Annotated in this window: 17 protein-coding genes and 1 pseudogene; 7 read left to right on the top strand and 11 right to left on the bottom strand. The window is 59.9% G+C overall.

Going from position 1 to position 15,339, the window contains the following annotated elements; all coding sequences use genetic code 11:
* Positions 1–133: 133 nt before the first annotated feature.
* From H147_RS20620 to H147_RS0115335, 11 genes and pseudogenes are all read right to left on the bottom strand, one after another.
* Positions 134–975 (bottom strand): annotated as a pseudogene (locus tag H147_RS20620) (IS3 family transposase); the annotation flags it as partial.
* Positions 920–1,372, bottom strand: a complete 453-nt coding sequence (locus H147_RS21060) for a hypothetical protein (RefSeq protein ID WP_211216582.1) — start codon at positions 1,370–1,372, stop codon at positions 920–922. The pseudogene H147_RS20620 and the gene H147_RS21060, both read right to left, overlap by 56 nt.
* Before the next feature lie 138 nt (positions 1,373–1,510).
* Complete coding sequence (locus H147_RS20390; protein WP_051108220.1) at positions 1,511–2,041, bottom strand: hypothetical protein; 531 nt, start codon at positions 2,039–2,041, stop codon at positions 1,511–1,513.
* Positions 2,042–2,238: 197 nt separating this feature from the next.
* Entirely contained in the window at positions 2,239–2,721 is a 483-nt protein-coding gene (locus tag H147_RS0115370; RefSeq protein WP_019956280.1) for a CYTH domain-containing protein, read from the bottom strand.
* Entirely contained in the window at positions 2,718–3,470 is a 753-nt protein-coding gene (locus tag H147_RS0115365; protein WP_019956279.1) for a ParA family protein, read from the bottom strand. Before H147_RS0115365 ends, H147_RS0115370 begins: the two co-directional genes overlap by 4 nt.
* Before the next feature lies 1 nt (position 3,471).
* Positions 3,472–4,989 (bottom strand): CHAD domain-containing protein, encoded by a 1,518-nt coding sequence (locus H147_RS19920; protein WP_019956278.1) that lies wholly within the window; start codon positions 4,987–4,989, stop codon positions 3,472–3,474.
* 1 nt (position 4,990) lies between these two features.
* Positions 4,991–5,173: a hypothetical protein gene (locus H147_RS0115355; RefSeq protein WP_019956277.1), complete on the bottom strand. Its 183-nt coding sequence runs from the start codon at positions 5,171–5,173 to the stop codon at positions 4,991–4,993.
* Positions 5,174–5,385: 212 nt separating this feature from the next.
* Positions 5,386–6,558, bottom strand: coding sequence for an MFS transporter (locus tag H147_RS0115350; protein WP_019956276.1), 1,173 nt, complete (start codon positions 6,556–6,558; stop codon positions 5,386–5,388).
* Between the two features lie 31 nt (positions 6,559–6,589).
* Positions 6,590–7,393, bottom strand: a complete 804-nt coding sequence (gene phnE, locus H147_RS0115345) for a phosphonate ABC transporter, permease protein PhnE (RefSeq protein WP_019956275.1) — start codon at positions 7,391–7,393, stop codon at positions 6,590–6,592.
* Positions 7,377–8,186, bottom strand: a complete 810-nt coding sequence (locus tag H147_RS0115340; RefSeq protein WP_019956274.1) for a phosphonate ABC transporter ATP-binding protein — start codon at positions 8,184–8,186, stop codon at positions 7,377–7,379. Before H147_RS0115340 ends, phnE begins: the two co-directional genes overlap by 17 nt.
* A 65-nt stretch (positions 8,187–8,251) precedes the next feature.
* The gene (locus H147_RS0115335; protein ID WP_026352589.1) at positions 8,252–9,112 is read right to left on the bottom strand and encodes a PhnD/SsuA/transferrin family substrate-binding protein; all 861 of its coding nucleotides are present in this window, start codon (positions 9,110–9,112) and stop codon (positions 8,252–8,254) included.
* A gap of 72 nt (positions 9,113–9,184) precedes the next feature.
* Between H147_RS0115335 and H147_RS19915 the strand changes: the two genes are divergently transcribed.
* The 7 genes from H147_RS19915 to H147_RS0115300 all read left to right on the top strand — a co-directional run bounded on the left by H147_RS19915 (position 9,185) and on the right by H147_RS0115300 (position 15,332).
* A complete protein-coding gene (locus tag H147_RS19915) occupies positions 9,185–10,351 on the top strand; it encodes an alpha-D-ribose 1-methylphosphonate 5-triphosphate diphosphatase (RefSeq protein ID WP_019956272.1) in 1,167 nt (388 codons plus the stop codon).
* Entirely contained in the window at positions 10,308–11,150 is an 843-nt protein-coding gene (gene phnF, locus H147_RS19910) for a phosphonate metabolism transcriptional regulator PhnF (RefSeq protein ID WP_245541165.1), read from the top strand. The genes H147_RS19915 and phnF (H147_RS19910) overlap by 44 nt, the downstream gene beginning before the upstream one ends.
* Positions 11,147–12,388: a phosphonoacetate hydrolase gene (gene phnA, locus H147_RS0115320; RefSeq protein WP_026352588.1), complete on the top strand. Its 1,242-nt coding sequence runs from the start codon at positions 11,147–11,149 to the stop codon at positions 12,386–12,388. Before phnF (H147_RS19910) ends, phnA begins: the two co-directional genes overlap by 4 nt.
* Before the next feature lie 128 nt (positions 12,389–12,516).
* Positions 12,517–13,269 (top strand): phosphonate metabolism transcriptional regulator PhnF, encoded by a 753-nt coding sequence (phnF, locus tag H147_RS0115315; RefSeq protein WP_043700111.1) that lies wholly within the window; start codon positions 12,517–12,519, stop codon positions 13,267–13,269.
* Positions 13,262–13,675, top strand: a complete 414-nt coding sequence (locus H147_RS0115310; protein WP_019956268.1) for a phosphonate C-P lyase system protein PhnG — start codon at positions 13,262–13,264, stop codon at positions 13,673–13,675. The genes phnF (H147_RS0115315) and H147_RS0115310 overlap by 8 nt, the downstream gene beginning before the upstream one ends.
* Complete coding sequence (gene phnH, locus H147_RS0115305; RefSeq protein WP_026352586.1) at positions 13,675–14,235, top strand: phosphonate C-P lyase system protein PhnH; 561 nt, start codon at positions 13,675–13,677, stop codon at positions 14,233–14,235. The genes H147_RS0115310 and phnH overlap by 1 nt, the downstream gene beginning before the upstream one ends.
* Positions 14,235–15,332 carry a carbon-phosphorus lyase complex subunit PhnI gene (locus tag H147_RS0115300; protein WP_019956266.1) on the top strand — a complete coding sequence of 366 codons (1,098 nt, stop codon included), beginning with the start codon at positions 14,235–14,237 and terminating at the stop codon, positions 15,330–15,332. Before phnH ends, H147_RS0115300 begins: the two co-directional genes overlap by 1 nt.
* The last annotated feature ends 7 nt before the right edge of the window (positions 15,333–15,339 follow it).

Here is a 15,339-nt window from a genome sequence, read left to right as displayed (position 1 = left end):
ATCGCTTGACGGCAGAACCCCCGATCAGGCCTACTTCAACCAGCCGATGCCCGAAGCGGTAGCGGCATAACCAAGGCGGAAAACCACTTAGAAAACGCCAGGAACCTGTTCAATCAAACCGAACCACCTCTAATTCCGCCCCATTGTCAGACCTTATGTATTCCGGCGGCCCGCGCAGGATGAACAGATCAGTCAGCGCATCGACCACGTCTGTTGAATCAAGTTTTCGTTTGACGCGGATCATCAGCGCCTCCTTTGTAAACTCATCAATGATATTCAGCGTGCGATATACGCGTCCGTCATGGGTCCGATCCTGAACAAAGTCATAGGACCAGACGTGGTTCGGACGCTCCGGCCGCAGCCGGACGCACGACCCGTCGTTCAGCCACAGCCGACCCTTCTTGGGTTGTTTCTGCGGAACTTTCAGCCCTTCCCGCCGCCAAATTCGCTCAACACGCTTATGATTTACATGCCAGCCGCTGTTGTTCAGCATCCCGGTAATCATGCGATACCCATAGCGTCCAAACTCTTCTGTCAGTGCGATGATGTCCTCGGTCAGCCGTTCTTCGTCCGGCAAGCCACAAGGAACCTTGCGCTGTGTCGAACGATGCTGCCCGAGTATGCGGCAGGCCCGGCGCTCAGATACGCCGAGAGCCTGCCGCACATGATCAATGCACTGACGGCGGCGGGAAGGGCTTAGAAGTTTCCCTGTGCAGCCTCGGTGAGGATCATCTTGTCCAACGTCAAATCCGACACCGCGCGTCTCAACCGAGTGTTTTCGGTCTCCAACTCTTTGAGGCGCTTGAGCTGATCGCGGCTCATACCGCCATACTCTTTACGCCATCGATAATAGCTCTGAACCGTCACACCAATCTGCCGCACAGCTTCCGCCGTCGACCGTCCTTGCCCTTGCAGCACTTCAACTTGTCGCAGTTTCAGCACGATATCTTCGGGCTTCTCTCGTTTTCCAGCCATCCTTTGGTCCTCCTGAAATCGGGATAAACATATCCCAGTGGGTGGACCACTTCAGTGGGGGCATTCCAGCGGCATCACGCAGCTCTCTGGCGGTATCGGCTGCCTCTGCAGCAATTCGCGCCGCCTCGGAGGCTGCGAATGCGGCACGTTCTGCTGGGGTCGAACCGGCTTCGGGCTCTCCCTCGGGGCAGGGTGGCGCAGAGTCGTCGCGACAGAGCAATTCGATCGCTTGCGCCCATGCAGTCGTCGCGAGGGTGGGCTGCAGCAGCAGCGCCAGGCTGGCAACAAGTGCCGTGGTGGTCTTGAGCGGGGCGAGAGACATCGTTTCTTCCTTTGCTTCGGGCGCCGCGGTGACTGCGACCTGATTGAATTTCAACGACGGGCCAAGACAACGCATTTGTGGAGGTGCAGGTTGCGGCGCGCCAATGACAAACGCAGGTCGGACCGTAGTTCAACGAGAGTTGCTATTCAAAAACAGTCCGCTGTCCCGACTGACAACGGGTATGCCATCGGCGCCAAAGGCGACGTGCAGCCGCTAGAAGAACGGCTCGCAATCCTCCGGCAGGAGATAGACCCGCTGAAACAGATTGCCGTCGCGATCCTCAAAACTGTTGCGCAGGGTCACGCCCATCGCAAACATCTGCCGGCCCGCAAGGCAGAGCCTCTCGGCGCGGGCCTCGATCAGCGTCCGCATGTCTCGGGCAGAGGCACGGGCATCGACGGCGGTCGTCACGTAGCTGTATTCCATGATCCGCATCCGCGGCAGGAACAGCGCATCGGTCATCGTCAGCGTATCCGTCACCGTCGAGGGCAGGCTCTCACGGGCATCGGCGGCCATGGTTTCAAGCAAGGCTTCATCGTCGGGCGAGACGGGCACGACGTCTTGCGAAATAATGGCCTCGGGCGTCTCTGGTGTTGCCGGCGCGACGGCGGCTGGCGCAGGCTCAGGGTCGGACGCCGCCACTTCGGGCGCGGGAACCGGGTCAGGCGGGGTCGCAGGGGCTAACAGGAAATATCCGATCACCACAACAACAAGAGCGCCAAGGCCGACTACGTATTTCATCATCTGAAGGGCTCCAGCTTGGCCGCAATTTAAGCAGCTTGCACCATTCTTCGGGCGCCATTGTCACGAAGATACTGCAAAATCACAGCTTGGACGACTCTGAAACGCGTTTATCCAAGGGAGCGTCCATTTACGGTGCAAGTCTGCGGAAAGGATTTCTGTTTAACGACTTGCGGTCCGCACGCGGCGCGAACTCGTTCTTACGGCTCGTGCCAGCATTCCATCATGGCAAGTGCCTTGTTCTTGAACCTTTTATCGCTGGTCACATCCGCACCGAACCAATCGGGTGGGATGAACTCCCGGGATGCAGCACGCGAGGGGAATTCGACCTCGACCAGCGTCAGCTGCGCCAGATTGCCATCGAACACATCCAGCTCATGCATCTCGCCCGAAGAAAGCCGACCGACATGACGGGTCTTTTCTATCCTGCGGCCCTGTGTTGCAGGCCATAGGGTATCGAACTGCGTCCGGTCGATTTGAACCTCGTATTCCAGCCGTTCCAACCCGCCCTCGGATTTCAGCGTCATGAAAAAGCGGTCGTCCTTCTGACGCAGCCGCACCTCGACCGAGTCACCTGGCAGCGTCAGATAGCCTTGCCGGACCCGGAACGGTGTCAAACCCTCGAGGTCGGGCATCTTTCGCACCCGGAACTTGCGTTCAATCTCCACAGGCGTTGCGGTCATTCGCCCTCCACCCGCTGCGCGGTTTCGAGGTAGAGCGCTTCGTAGGCTTTGCTGGCGGCACTGGTCGGTGCCGTCACCATGACCGGTGCGCGGAGCACACCCATGCGCTCAATGTCTGAGGCGAAAGGGATCTGCGTCTTCATGAAGCGCTTGGGGTAACGGCTTTGCATTTCAGCAATGGTAGCACCATGCAGCGCCTTAACGCCCTGCACCATCGAGAAGAAACCGTGCAGTTTTTTCACCGGCAGGTCATGGGCCAAAAAGAAATCGACAAGTTGCTCAAAGGTGCGCTCCGACAGGGTGGTGGGGATCACCGGGACGACGATCGCATCGGCCGTCCGGAACACGTTTTCTGACAGAACCGAGATATTCGGCGGACAGTCGAGCAGGATTACATCGTAGTCAGCCCTTATCGCCTTCAGCGCCTTCTTGAGACGCGAACGGCTGTTCCGCATTCGTGAAAGAAAGACATCAAATTCGCGAAAGCCAAGATTTGCCGGCAGGATGTCGAGGTTGCTGTAGTCGCTACCGCGGATCGCCTTGGTAAGCCTCTCGACATCCTTGAAGAACGCTGCCTCCGTCAGCTTTTTCGACGGCTTGACCCGGAAATAGAATCCGGATGCCCCCTGCGGATCGAGATCGCACAGCAAGGTGCGCTTTCCAGCGGCGGCGAAGGCATAAGCAAGGTTCACAGATGTCGCCGTTTTGCCGACGCCGCCCTTGTTGGAGTAACAGGCGATGATCTTCATCTCAGTGGCCCTCCCTGAACAGGCTGCGGAACCTCTGTCGTGTTTCTGCGCGGTCGAACCGGGCAACACCGTCCATGACCTTTGCCCGCTCTTCGATCTGCAGTCGGTGCAGCATGGCGACCAACGCGCCGATGCTCTGGGCCAGTTCGAGGGCACCGCTCTCGGGCCGTTCGTCGAGTTGATGCAGAATGGCCGCCAGACTGACCTGCTGAATCGCATAATCGTTGAAAAGGCCCAGTGTGTCCTGGAGATGCCTGAGCGGCTTGATGAGGCTCTTGACCTGTGACTGAGGAAAAGCCGGTGCGAAGAATTCCATCAGATAGCGCAGCTTCTTGCAGTGAATGCGCAAGGCATGGATTTCGGTGTCATCGGTGTTGGGTCCGATTTCTGCGGCGATCTTGTGGACCTTGTCGTAGCGTTTCCATATCAGGGTGCTGGCATAGCCGTGCGCGGACAGATCAGCTTTCGGGCCGCGGCTCAGCTTCTTGCGCCTCGTAAAAAGCCTTTCGAGCTTCTCAATCTCCTTTGCATAGCTCTTGGAGCGCAGACGGGCTGCCAGTTTGGCATGCTCCTCCTTGCGGTCAGCACTGAGGCGGTTGAACAGCATGTCGAGTCCACCGTGCAGAGCGACCGGCAGCAGCGCGTAGTATTTCTGTTTCTCCATCAGATAGACGTCAAGATCGCGCAACCGCCCTGTGGCCGCCATCAGGCTGGAAAACCGCGCCTTCAGGTCTTCTGTCTGATCCGGTTCGTAAATGCCCTTGAACAGGCTGAGCACCGAGCGGATCTTGCGCAGTGCGATGCGGTAATCGTGCAGGAACTCGGTGTCGTGATCCGCAATGATGCCGGGTTCGTTGGCGCGGGCGACCAGAATATGGGCGGCGATGATGTCGTTCGCGATGTCAAAGGCGGCCTCGTCCGACGCAATGACAATCTCCGGCTTTGCTTGATAGGCGACGCGTCCGGGGAAAAGCCGGGCAAAAAGGTCATCGTCGTCAAACGTTTTGCCACCAGCCGCCTCAATTTTGCTGTGCATCAGCGCCCGGGCTTTTTCATAGCCGCGCAAACCCTGCACGAATACCAGAAGCGCGCCGCCATCGGCGGTGATCAATTGCCGCAGTTGCGCCCGGCACTGAACCTTGTCCTCGTCATCGCGCAGCGTCAGAGTCTCTCGGCGTATTTTGCCGGTTCCGACCGGCAGCAGGCTCCGCAGGACTGAAAGGTCGCCAAGCGCGCGTTTCACCGGCCCGTCGGGCAGATCAGTGACAAAGTTTCCGCCGCGCTGTGCGGTCTGGGTCAAAATCTGGCCATCAGCAGTCAGCAAGTCGAGCGTGTTTCTGATTTCGAGCAGCAGGCGACCGGACCGCAGCAGTGGTAAGTCAAAGCAGTCCAATACGGTAAGATCGCTGTCGTCGCCCTCCGGCATCCAAGTCGCCGTGAACTTTCCGAAGTCTTCCTGGGCCAAACCCTCCGCCGCAGCGAGCGGCAGGCTGTAGCTTGCATCGTTCGAATGCGTCATGTCACTGCTTTCCAAACTTGCTCAGGTACTCGTCGATCAAAACCTCAAGGATCTGCTGGACGCTTGTGTCGTCCTCGATCGCCCGAACTTTCAGGGCTTTCAGTTTCTTGCTGTCCAGTCGCAACGACGTGTTCTTCCGCTTGCCAGCGTCTGCTTCGAGGTCAGCTTTTTTCTTCTTGGTCATGAAGTTCCCTGCCGACAGGACGTAATGACGTCATGACGCCGTAGTCTCGACAAGCTCACCAAGATTCAAGCTGATTTGTCCGGGGCGTCGCGGCCGGGACGTGTCGTCAAGCAGCTGAGGCGCTCGTGGCAAGGGGTAATTGGCGAGTCGGCAACGCCCAGGTTCTCGACCGGCCTGCGGCTACATGCCGGACTGATACACGCCCCTCGCGATCAATCAGGGCGGTTTGAATGCTTGAGCAGAACGAGCGCCACTGTGGCGGCCATACCAATCCCCGCAGCCAACCAGATGGCCGAGAGACCCCACGTTGCTAGCGCCGCTCCAAAAGCCAATGGCGCCGCTGCCTGCAAGATTCGGGCTGGAGCATTCAGCCATCCAAGGCGCTGCCCATAACCCGCCGCACCAAAAACAGCGAGGGGAAGCGTGCCTTTTACTATGGTCAGAATACCGTTGCCCGCACCGTGAAGCAGTGCAAAGGCAAAGGCCGCAGGGCCACCAAAGGTTACAAGCGTCACTGCAGCGACAGGATGGGCAACAGCGGCGAGGCGCGCTGAGGATAAAGGGTGGAACTGCCGCAACAAGCTAAATTCGAACATTCTCGCGGCGACTTGCGCCGGACCGATAAGTGCACCGGCGGCGATGGCGACAGCGGTGCTTGCCCCGGCGTGCTGGAGCAACCCTGGCAGATGCGCGGCCATGGCTGTCGCGTTGAAGGTGGTCGCTGCAAAGACAAGTGCAAGGAGAACCATCGCCCATTTGCTGGTTCGCGACAATTCTGTTGCCCGCTGCCCCGCCACATGTGGGGCTGCCATTCTATGCGGTAGCATCGCGTTCAGAGGCAGGGCCAGACACAAATGGATCAATGCCCAGCCCAGACAGGCCTCGCGCCATCCCCAAGTGGCCAACATCAATCCCGACAAGGGCCAGCCCACGGTACTTGCGAAGCCCGCAATCAGCGTTATGCCGGTAATGGGAGCGCGCGCTTCTTTGCCATAAATAGCGGTCAGCGTTGCAAAACCCGCTTCGTAAAGCCCGATCCCCATTCCAAGGCCAATGACAGCCCAACCCGTGAACAACACCAGTGGCGTGTGGGCAATTGCAAGAAGCACCAGCCCGGTGGCGAAGACCAGATTGGACAGGATCAGCACACCCCGTCCGCCCGTCCCGTCGATCCGAGCACCGGCGCAGGGGCCGACTATAGCCGAGACAACCAAGGCCATGGAGAAGGCTCCGAAGACCCAGACAGGCGAAAGGCCCAAATCGTGGGCCATTGGCGCAGCCAGGACCGCAGGGATATAGTAGCTCGAAGCCCAGCTGACCGTCATAGCGGTGCCAAGTGCCGCCACCACCGGCCCGCGGCGGGCGGGCGAGAGTCGAGGGATCATGATGGCGTCACAGCAGTTGTATTGCCAACGCTCATTGAACCTTCGCACGCAACCTGTCGGTTCCCCACTCCATCACCAGAACAATCAGAAAGATCACAAGGATGATGGTCGAGGCGCTGCGATACTGAAACAGGTCGAAGGCTACCTTCAATTCCTGACCAATACCCCCCGCCCCGACAAGACCCAGTACGACCGAGGACCGAATGGCCTTCTCGAGCGCAAAGAGCGACGTGTTAATGAGAGTGGGCATCACATCCGGCAGAACTGCGCCAAGAAGAATGGAAAAACGATTGGCCCCGATTGTTGAGAGCGCCTCTTGTGGTTCTTTGTCGGACTCCTCAATGGCCTCAGCAAAAAAACGGCCACAGAATCCGATCGTATCTACCACGATCGTCATCGTTCCAGCCACCGCGCCAAGCCCGACAGTTGCTACAAATAAAAGCGCCCAGACCAGATCAGGCACTGTTCGCAGAAAGGAGATTAACGCTTTAAACAACAGGGCGCCGATCCAACCAAAAGGGCTTATACCGCGAGAGGCCGCCCAAGCGATGGGGAGGCTCAGTGCGATGCCGATGGCGGCTCCGGCAACCGCGATCTGGAACGTCTCAACGATGCGCCAGAACACGCGCAAAAGAAATGCGGCCTCCACGTTCGGCGGAGACATGCGCCACAGCAAATTGCCCATATTCGGAAGACCGTTTGCAAGCCGCTCCACCGACGGTGCGACCTGACCGATCGAAACAAGGATAACTGCGACCGCAGCGATTGTTAACGCAAAGGCCAGCGGTGACAGTCGCGGCAAGCGCGATGGCAGGTGGTCAGCGGCCCGCGACATGGAACACGGCCTCCAGATCAGTGTCACTGACGCTTGCGGCAGGTTTGTCCAGAAACACGCGCCCCGCGCGCAAAGCGACGATCCGGTCAGCGAACTCGCGGGCATGGGTCATGTCGTGCGACGTGAAGATCAAGGTAATTCCGTGAAGCGCACTAAGAGTATTGAATAGTAACATCACGTCTCGCCCCGATACCGGATCGAGGCTCGCGGCAGGCTCATCGGCGATTAGCAGCACCGGTCGGCGGACAATCGCGCGGGCGATCGCGACGCGCTGCTGCTGGCCACCGGACAGTGCATCGGCCCGATCGCTGGCCTTCTCTGAAAGGTTGACGGCGTCAAGGGCGTCCAACGCCGCAATTCGCCAGGCTTCTGGGGCCAACGACTGGGCAAAACCGCGCCAACTGCCGGGCTCTGAAAACATACCGTGCACGACATTCGAGAGTGCAGTGCGCCGCCGCACAAGGCAGTGTTTCTGAAATACAAAACCTGTCCGGGCCCGCAACCTGCGCTGCTGTCCTCTGTCGGGAAAGCTGTTGAAGGTTTCGCCCATCGTGGTGACGCTGCCAGCGGTTACGGCGTGCAGCCCGACAAGGCAGCGAAGCAAGGTGGATTTACCTGAGCCGTTGGAGCCAATGAGCGCCACCCGCTCCCCGCGCCGGATGGAAAGGTCTATGCCCTGCAAGACCTCGGTCCGCGCGTCATAGCGTTTGCGCAACCCCTGAAGGTTGATGACCACTTCTGCGGTATCGGTGCCCGTGTGACCATCGACCGAGATTTGTTGTACATCCAGCACTGTCTGTCCCCCTCCATCAAGAAAAGCGGCGAAGCCGGAACCGGCTCCGCCGTCTCTTTTCGGTGTCACTCGCCGACGAAGGCAGTCGTATCGACGCCAATCGTGGCATACATGGCGCGGACATAATCGTAGTCGGCGTCGTCGATCTCGGTGAAGAAGAAGCCGCCGTTGTACTTCTGGTTATCGTCGCCCTGCAAAACTGCAGCCATCAGTTCGTCTGCATGATCGACAAAAGCAGCCCGGACGCTGTCGATGATTGCGGGGTCAAGATCGCCGCGCGCAACCAGAATGTCGTTGGGAAGATCTCGGCCACGGGCTATGACAGTGAAGCCGATCTCGGGAAAAGCCTCGCGGATTGACTGAAGGTGGCCTTCGTTCATACCAACTGCTTCCACGTCGCCGCGGATCAGTGCCTCAATGGCCGTGTTGCGGCTGATGATCTCTGCAGTGTAGTCGGTGTTGTAAACCAGACCGAAATCGGCAAGAACCTGAGCCGGCCCAAGATGCTGTGATGTTGAGCCTACCGAGCCAAAAGTGACCTTGCCACCGCGCAGGTCCTCCACGCTTCCGATCGGGCCGTCGGCCAGAGTAACGATCTGGGCATAGTAATTCGGGCGTTGCCAGCCTGCGATGATGACCGGATTGGTCAGTTCGTTGATAACAACATATTCTGCGGGACCCGTCAGAATCATATCGACCTGACCTTGATTGATTGCTTCGACCGCCGACGTACGGGACGAAACGGCGAACAGCTCGATATCATGGCCAATGGCGGCCTCGAGCGCGGCCTCAAACGGGCCGAACTCCTGCTGAAGAGCCTCAAGCCCCTCGATGTCGGTCACTGCGAGGCGCAGTGTTTCAGCCATGCCTTGGTTAGCAGTGAACAGGGCAACGCTTATCGCGGTCGTAGCAAACAGGTGTTTCATCTTTTCTCTCCAATGTTGCTGTATACACAGCGTTGTCACAGAGAGGTGTTACGTGATTCACATGACACGGCCATGACGATGAATGCGGAGACCAAAATGTACCGACCAAAAACGCGGCCCGAACCCTGGATTCTTGCCGGCGGCACGGTATTGCAGGATAACACTATGCAGCGCAGCGACTTGTATCTGGAAGACGGATGCGTCGCAGACGCACCGGCTTCCAATGCTCGTTTGTACGACGCGACCGGTTTGTGGCTCCTTCCCGGGATCGTGGATGTGCATGGTGACGGATTTGAACGCATTCTGATGCCGCGGCCCGGTGTCACATTCTCGCTGCCGTTGGCGTTGGCTGAAGCTGACCGGCAGATGATCACCAACGGCATCACCACTGCCTTTCACGGCCTGACAATAAGTTGGGAACCCGGACTGCGCAGCCGCAAAGCCGCAGGTGATTTCGTGAATGCGCTAGCGATGGCCCAAGACACGCTGGCTTGCGACACACGGATAAACTTCCGTTGGGAAACCTTTGCGCTGGAAGCCGTTGACGAGGTGCTCAAGTGGATTGATCGCTTACCGGGATCAATTCTTTCTATCAATGACCACACAACGATTAACCTTTGTGAGCCCGCCGGATCACGCAAGATTGGCCGAATGGCAGAGCGGACGGGCCTATCGCCTGAGAACTGCCTGAAAGAACTCGCTCGGATGGCTGAGCGCGCAGGCGAGGTTCCGGACGCGCTCACGCGCCTTGCCACCGCCGCCCGGGCCCTTGGTGTGTCAATGCTGGCGCATGACGAGCCCAGCGCCGAAATCCGGACGGCGCATCGCGCTTTGGGAATTAGCGCTTCTGAGTTCCCGATGACCGAAGAGACGGCGGCTGCAGCGCGTGCCGCAGGCGAGCATGTGGTCTTTGGCGCGCCCAACGTATTGCGGGGGGGGAGTCAGAACAATGCTGTGGATGCAGGCCCTGCGATGGCTTCGGGTCTGGGCAGCGTGTTGTCATCAGATTACTTTTATCCGTCCCTTATCCTCGCACCTTTCCAACTGGTCGATCAAGCTGGGATGGAATTCGCAGACGCTTGGCCTTTCGTCTCCCGGCACCCTGCTGAAGTAGCTGGGCTTGTCGATAGGGGATCGCTTGCACCTGGGCTGCGCGGCGATGTGATTGCGTTGTGCCCCGAAACCCGCAGAGTGCGTGCGGTATTTGTCGCAGGCCGACGGAGGCTTGTCCTTGACTGAACAAATCTCTTCCGCACTCTACGAACTGACAGTAACTCACTTTGCCCCGCGTAGCACCCGGCCGATCTGGCTGCAAATTTATGATCGCATTGGAGCGGCCTGTCTGGACGGCAGACTCGCGGCAGGAGGCCGCCTGCCTGGCGAAAACCAGATGTCCGATATGTTTGGGGTATCCCGAGTCACCCTGCGACGGGCTTTGTCTCGGCTCCAACAGGAGGGTCTTTTACAGGCTCGCAAGGGCGTTGGCATCTATGTGCGTCAGGTCCCGTTGCGCTATACGTTGGACCACGGCAGCCGCTTTTCGGACGGGCTCGTCAAGACCGACCTTGTTGTGACCGCCCGTACGCTGTCGCTGCTGCGCGGTGTGGCGAGTGCGGAGGAGGCTGCGGCGCTCAACGTGGCGCTGGGGGATGCGGTGATCCGGCTGCGGCGCCTGCGTCTGGTCGACGGTGCGGTCATTTATCGCTCGGTCAAGGTGTTTCCGCTCGAGAGATTTCCTGACTTCGAAGAAGTTTACGCCAACGCCGGTTCGGTCCGCGATGTCTACGAGGCGCATGGTGTCGCCCGCTATCGCCGGGCCGAAACGCGGGTATCTGGTGGCTTTGCCACACGGTCCGAGGCCGAGGATCTGCAACTCACTCGCGACACTCCGGTACTACGCACGGTGGCGATGAATCTCTGTCCTGCGGGGCGGCCGATCGAATTCAACACTGGGACGTGGCTGCTGACCGCCGTGGAACTGGTGCTCAAGGACCCTGTCCGCCCCCAAACGGAACCGACCGAAAGGATCCAGCTATGACTCAGAAACGAACCATGACAATAAATTCCCGCAGCTATGACTGGCCCACCCGCCCGGCAGTGGTGATCTGCCTTGACGGGTGCGAGCCCGCCTATATCGAAGCGGCACTGGCATCGGGCGCAATGCCGGCGCTGGCCGGGATGCTGGCGAATGGCGGGACCCAGACGCAGGCGCGGGGGGCGATGCCCAGTTTCACCAATCCCAACAACCTGTCCATTGCAACGGGCGTGCCGTCCTCGATGCATGGAATCTGCGGAAATTTCTTCCTGGATCCTGAAACGGGAGAGGAAGTAATGATGAATTCCATCCGATTCCTGCGCGCGCCCACAATCTTTGCTGGATTTTACGATGCAGGTGCCCGTGTAGCTGTGCTGACGGCCAAAGATCAATTGCGCGAACTACTTGGAGCGGGCCTGGACTGTGCGAGCGACCGGGCCATCTGTTTTTCCGCCGAAAGAGCGGGTGCCACAACACGCAGCCTGAACGGTCTGGAGGATGCCGCCGCTTGGCTGGGCCGCCCGGAGCCTCAGGTCTATTCGGGTGATCTGTCCTTGTTCGTGTTGTACGCCGGAGTCCGGCTTTTGGCCGAATGGCAGCCTGAGCTGATGTATCTGTCCACATCCGATTATATCCAGCACAAGCACGCGCCGGGCAGCACCGAGGCCAATGCCTTCATGGCGGGGGTTGATGGCGCGCTTGGCGGGTTGTTGGCGGGAGGTGCGCGGGTGGTTCTGACCGCTGATCATGGAATGAAACCAAAGCACCACGCGGACGGCACCCCAAATGTAGTGTATCTAGATCAGGTCCTTGCTGCAATTCCAGCGGCCACCGGGGCCCGCGTAATTCTGCCAATTACGGACCCCTATGTAGCTCATCACGGCGCGCTTGGCGCCTTTGCCACCATCTATCTGCCCACGGGAATTGACCCGACTCCAGTCATCGAGGTTTTGCGTCAGGTGCCGGGGATCGATGAAGTGCTGGACCGGAAGGCGGCTTGCCTTGCCTACGCACTTCCGCCTGAAAGGGTTGGAGACATCGTCGTAACCAGCACAGCCTGCACTGCACTGGGAACAGCGCCCGACAAACATGATCTTACCGGCCTCGATGCACCGTTGCGGTCGCATGGTGGTCGCGACGAACAGCTTGTGCCGTTCATTGTTAACGGACCTTTGGGCGTTGCCACCGAGGATTTGCGCAATTTCGACGCTTGGCAGTGCGCAACAAAGGTATTCACCTGAGAGTAACCGACGGTGAGTAGCGGAGCGGGGGCAGGGGCAGACTGCTTCCAATCTTCATTCAATTGTCATGCCAGCGTCACCTGCGTCACCTAACGGTGATTCATCCGAATGAATGGAAGAAGCACCGAATGACGCGCGATGCCTGGAAGGAAATCAGGGAATCCCTTCTTGAGGGCATCGATACGGGCCAATTACCGCCTGGAACTCGGCTTCCGACCGAGCCTGAACTTTGCCGAGGCTTTGGCGCAGGTCGGCATTCTGTGCGGCGGGCGATTTTGGCGCTGGCAGTTGAAGGGCGACTTTCGGTCGAACAGGGCAGAGGCACTTTCGTGCGCTCCGAACCACGGATCAACTATCCTATCGGCAAACGGACCCGGTTCCGGCATGCACTTGGCGAACAGGGCCATGTTGGCACAGGCGAGACTTTAGCGACCGAAACCACCACCGCCGATGAGCGGATCGCGGCTGCGCTTGGACTGAGCGTTGGAGCGAATGTGCACCGCCTGCTGCGCCGGGGTCTTGCCGACGGGGTGCCGGTCAATCTGGGCCTGTCGTTTCACGCGGCCGACCGCTTTCCAGATATGGCCGTGCGGCGCGCGCAGGGCCATTCGGTGACCGACATCTACCGTGACTACGGTATCGTCGATTATTTCCGAGCGCAGACCATGATCCTCGCCCGTCGCGCGGGGTCAGAAGAAGCGCGGCTCCTAGGCCAGCATCCTGACCATCCCGTGATGGTAGTGACCAAGATTGATGTTGATCCACAGGGCAAGCCCATCGGGTTCTCTGAGGCGATCTGGTCCGCCCTTCGGGTTCAATTCGCCATCGCCTCGCTTGATGATGTGGCGACGGGGGTCATTCCGGGTGCTGAGCATGACTGAGGACAGACGTCTGAGCCTTTTGGCCGCAACCGATCCCGCCTCGTTGAAGGCGCTGGCCGAGATGCTTTTGCCGAAGCTTCCGGATGTCGAGGTGATCCAGAGCCGCACAGGCCTTGTAATGCTGCCGATGCGCGACACCGTGACGGGGACCGATTTTCATCTGGGTGAAGTGCTGGTGGCCGAGGCTCATGTGCGCAGCGGCGGTGCAACCGGTTACGGCATGGTGACGGGCCGGGACCTCGAACAGGCGATGGCGATGGCACTGGTCGATCTTGCAGGGGCGCTGGGCATTGGCGCTGCGGATATCATGGCGCTGACCCGCACTACGGAGCGGGTGCGGCAGGCAGCCGACGATGCCATACTGCGCCGGGTCGCGGCGACTCGCGTCGAGATGGAGACGTTTTGATGCCGTCCTCTTCTCTTAGCACTCCCCCCTTTCCCGACGCGGAAGAGCGTCGCGACAATGCGGCCTTCGCAGCGATGATGTGGGCCCTTGCTCGTCCCGGCCAAGTGCAGCCCCTGGCCGAACCCGGCGCCCTCGCGCTGGCTTTGGCGCTTTGCGACCGGGAAACCCGTGTCTGGGCAGAGGATGATGCTTTCGCTCTGCGCATCGCCGCAACAGGGTCCCGGATCGTTAAACCTCAGGACGCCCAACAGGCTTTTTTCACTGCACTCGACAACGACACCGCGCTGGCAGATTTCGACCGCCTGCCCGTCGGATCGGCGCTCTATCCCGATGAGGGGGCCAGCGTCTTTGCTCCTGCACGATTGGGCGAAGGCACCCGGTTAAGTCTGACTGGCCCCGGCGTCGACGGGGCGGTGAATATCCGGATTGCGGGCCTGCACCCCGGTCTCTGGGCGGCGCGGGCGCGGGTCTGCCGGTATCCGGCGGGAGTCGAGTTATTCCTGATCTGCGGCACGGGACTGATCGGCCTGCCGCGCTCCACAATGATCGAGGTGCTGTGATGGCTTATGTTGCCGCCCGTGGCGGGGAGCGCGCGATTGCCGAAGCGGAACGGCTGTATCGCGCGATGACCGGTCCGATCGACGCCAACCGTGTCGAGCAACTGCAGGCAGCACTGCCCTGGTTGATCGACCGGGTTATGGGCGAAGCCTCGCTTTCGGCGCCCGAGATGGCCGCGCTGGCCCTCGCGCAGACCGGGGGCGATCTCTACGAGGCGGTGCTGGTCCTTCGTGCGTGGCGCAGCACCCAACCGCGCCTCGCCACGGCAGCTCCGGTGTTGCAAGAGGCGCTCTTTACCCATCGCCGCATCTCGGCAGCGTTCAAGGATATTCCGGGCGGGCAGATCCTGGGGCCGACGCTGGATTATTCGCATCGCGTGCTGGAAACCGCGGTCCTGACCGGACGCGATTTCGTACCGGAGCCAGTCACCCCTGCCGCTGATCCCGCTCCGGCCGGCCAGCCTTCGCTTGCTGAATGGCAGCGTGCGCAGGGGTTGGTTTCGGCCCTGCCCGCGACGCCCTATGTCGCGCCCGAAGACATCCCCGACATCACGCGTGAACCTGTCCTGTTCCCTGCCCCCCGCGCGCACCGGCTGCAAGCTTTGGCCCGCGCCGATACCGGCGGCACGCTCGCGCTCGGCTATGCCGCGATGCGCGGCTATGGCAATGCACATCCGACAGTCAACGAGCTTCGGCTGGCCGAGGCAGAAGTGATGGTGCGCCACCCCTCCAGATCGTTTTTTTCGGCAGGCCGGGTCAAGGTCAGCCAGGCCGAGGTGGTGTCCAAGGGTCGCGCAGACACACTCGAGTTGGGCTTTGCCGCAACATTGGGCTGGAACGAGGTCAAAGTAATCGCCGCCGCAACGCTGGACCTGAATGCTGCAAAGGCACCCAAAGGATCGCCGGTCGAGGAGGAGTTTTTTCTTTACCATACAGAACCGGTTGAGGCGTCAGGCTTCTGTATCCATTTCAAGCTCCCGCATTACGTGACCTTCCAATCTTCACTCGATGCGATGCGGGGCGCCTCGAACCGTGACGCCAAAGGAGAAGCGCCTTTGCCTGTCGCACCTGCCGAACATCAGACGGAGCCTGCTGAATGACTCTTGC

Source organism: Yoonia vestfoldensis DSM 16212, assembly GCF_000382265.1.
GTDB lineage: Bacteria > Pseudomonadota > Alphaproteobacteria > Rhodobacterales > Rhodobacteraceae > Yoonia > Yoonia vestfoldensis.
This window is presented reverse-complemented; position numbering and strand designations above follow the sequence as displayed.

What these genes read in the sequence shown, in the direction of transcription:
- H147_RS21060 (WP_211216582.1), bottom strand. Translation starts at nt 1,372, where the DNA reads ATGCGTTGTCTTGGCCCGTCGTTGAAATTCAATCAGGTCGCAGTCACC.
- H147_RS0115365 (WP_019956279.1), bottom strand. Translation starts at nt 3,470, where the DNA reads ATGAAGATCATCGCCTGTTACTCCAACAAGGGCGGCGTCGGCAAAACG.
- H147_RS19915 (WP_019956272.1), top strand. Translation starts at nt 9,185, where the DNA reads ATGACGATGAATGCGGAGACCAAAATGTACCGACCAAAAACGCGGCCC.
- H147_RS19920 (WP_019956278.1), bottom strand. Translation starts at nt 4,989, where the DNA reads ATGACGCATTCGAACGATGCAAGCTACAGCCTGCCGCTCGCTGCGGCG.
- H147_RS0115335 (WP_026352589.1), bottom strand. Translation starts at nt 9,112, where the DNA reads ATGAAACACCTGTTTGCTACGACCGCGATAAGCGTTGCCCTGTTCACT.
- phnA (WP_026352588.1), top strand. Translation starts at nt 11,147, where the DNA reads ATGACTCAGAAACGAACCATGACAATAAATTCCCGCAGCTATGACTGG.
- H147_RS0115310 (WP_019956268.1), top strand. Translation starts at nt 13,262, where the DNA reads ATGACTGAGGACAGACGTCTGAGCCTTTTGGCCGCAACCGATCCCGCC.
- phnF (WP_043700111.1), top strand. Translation starts at nt 12,517, where the DNA reads ATGACGCGCGATGCCTGGAAGGAAATCAGGGAATCCCTTCTTGAGGGC.
- H147_RS0115300 (WP_019956266.1), top strand. Translation starts at nt 14,235, where the DNA reads ATGGCTTATGTTGCCGCCCGTGGCGGGGAGCGCGCGATTGCCGAAGCG.
- H147_RS0115355 (WP_019956277.1), bottom strand. Translation starts at nt 5,173, where the DNA reads ATGACCAAGAAGAAAAAAGCTGACCTCGAAGCAGACGCTGGCAAGCGG.
- H147_RS20390 (WP_051108220.1), bottom strand. Translation starts at nt 2,041, where the DNA reads ATGATGAAATACGTAGTCGGCCTTGGCGCTCTTGTTGTTGTGGTGATC.
- H147_RS0115350 (WP_019956276.1), bottom strand. Translation starts at nt 6,558, where the DNA reads ATGATCCCTCGACTCTCGCCCGCCCGCCGCGGGCCGGTGGTGGCGGCA.
- phnE (WP_019956275.1), bottom strand. Translation starts at nt 7,393, where the DNA reads ATGTCGCGGGCCGCTGACCACCTGCCATCGCGCTTGCCGCGACTGTCA.
- H147_RS0115370 (WP_019956280.1), bottom strand. Translation starts at nt 2,721, where the DNA reads ATGACCGCAACGCCTGTGGAGATTGAACGCAAGTTCCGGGTGCGAAAG.
- phnH (WP_026352586.1), top strand. Translation starts at nt 13,675, where the DNA reads ATGCCGTCCTCTTCTCTTAGCACTCCCCCCTTTCCCGACGCGGAAGAG.